At 40.4% G+C, this 1,638-nt stretch carries 1 protein-coding gene; it reads left to right on the top strand.

The genetic code is table 11. The features are described from left to right. The first annotated feature begins 246 nt into the window (after positions 1-246). Positions 247-1,470: an IS110 family RNA-guided transposase gene (locus FGB90_RS19375; protein ID WP_138812495.1), complete on the top strand. Its 1,224-nt coding sequence runs from the start codon at positions 247-249 to the stop codon at positions 1,468-1,470. The last annotated feature ends 168 nt before the right edge of the window (positions 1,471-1,638 follow it).

The following is a 1,638-nucleotide window of genomic DNA, read 5'->3' as shown; positions in this document are numbered from 1 at the left end:
AAACATACTAACATTAGTAGCACAGACCAAGGCCATGGTCTGTGCTACTATTTTTTTATAGTAGAAGTGAAGAAAGGCCGACCAGCCTCTGGGACCATGATTAGAGTCCGTATGTAAAACCGGCCAACTTCACACCCTTATTTGAATCAGTTTAGTATGTTGGGTCCAAGAGATCGTGTATAAGAAAATGGAATCAATAAGGCATTGTGAAGACTTCTATGATTGGCTAAAAAGGAGAAGGTTCGTTTGAAGCATGTCATCGCACTTGATGTCAGTAAAGGGAAAAGTACATTCGCTATTTATGACAGGTATAAACAATGTGAATTTGAAGGGGAATTAAAACATACTCGTATCGATTTTGAGCGGCTCCATCAAAGCATTGAAAAAATGACAGCACTGGATAAACAAGCTCCCGAAATTGTGTTTGAAGCAACAGGTATTTACTCAAAACCACTGGAAAAGTTCCTGGCGACTAAAGGCCATACATACTGTCGTATGAATCCACTTGAAGCGAATTTACAAATGGCTAAGATGCGTCGTCATAAAACAGATATCAGTGATGCTCATGAACTTGCAAAAACCCACTTTAACATGGCTCGTGAAGTGACATACCAACAGGATAATTATTATGAACAGATGCGGGCGATTACACGTTACTATGATGAGATAGATGAAGAGATGATCCTATTACGCAGTCGAATGCATGCGATTTTACATCTATCGTTTCCGGAATTGGAACAACTGATTACACCCAGTTCCGCGTTATTTTTAAATTTTGTACAGCTCTATCCCCACCCGGCACTTTTACGGGCACATTCAAAAACCACCATCAGAAATCGTTTGAAAAAGAACACCAGAAAGAATTTATCTTTAGAACGCGCAGAGAAGAAGGCCGTTGTCTTATTGTGCGCTGCCGAAAATTCCTATCCAGCGATTGATCCTTCGGACATTCGTTGTGATCAGGTAAGAGATTATGCTCGACGTATTGCGGATTTGAAGGAGAAAAAGGACCAACTCGTAAAACAAATGGTGGCTATCTCAGAGGAGAGAAAAGAATATAAGGTCTTACGTTCATTTCCGGGAATCGGAGATTCCACAGCGTGTCGGCTGATTGGCGAACTGGGTGATATTCGCCGTTTTAAAAACGCCAAACAACTGAATGCCTTCGCTGGCATCGATATCATGCGTTATCAATCCGGCAATATGCAATACCGGGATCGTATAAATAAACGAGGGAATAAGAAGCTGCGGAAGATTTTATACTTTATGATTTGTTCGATGCTTATGGGAAAAGGTAAACCAAATCACATAGTGGACTATTATTACAAATTAAAAAAGCAACCTCAGAGTAAGCCTCATAAGGTTGCAGTGGTGGCGTGTATAAATAAGTTTCTGAAAGTGACGTTTCAGCTTATTACACACGGCATATTGTACGATTATGAGTCCGCACTACCAGCTCAAAGATCGTAACTTAGATGGCTCTAACTATAGCACATTGACCTTTCGAAAAAAAGGAAATCGTAAGGTCTTTTTGTGGTATGAAAAATCAGGTGGAGGTGGAAGGGGTCCCCCTTCCACCTCCACCTAATAATAAAAAGTAAAAGAAGTTAACGGCATACCCTTGACTAAAGGTAAGAA

The organism is Alteribacter natronophilus, assembly GCF_006007885.1.
Classification (GTDB): Bacteria; Bacillota; Bacilli; order Bacillales; family Salisediminibacteriaceae; genus Alteribacter; species Alteribacter natronophilus.
Note: the sequence above shows the minus strand (reverse complement) of the source record. Positions and strands in the feature narration are given on the sequence as shown.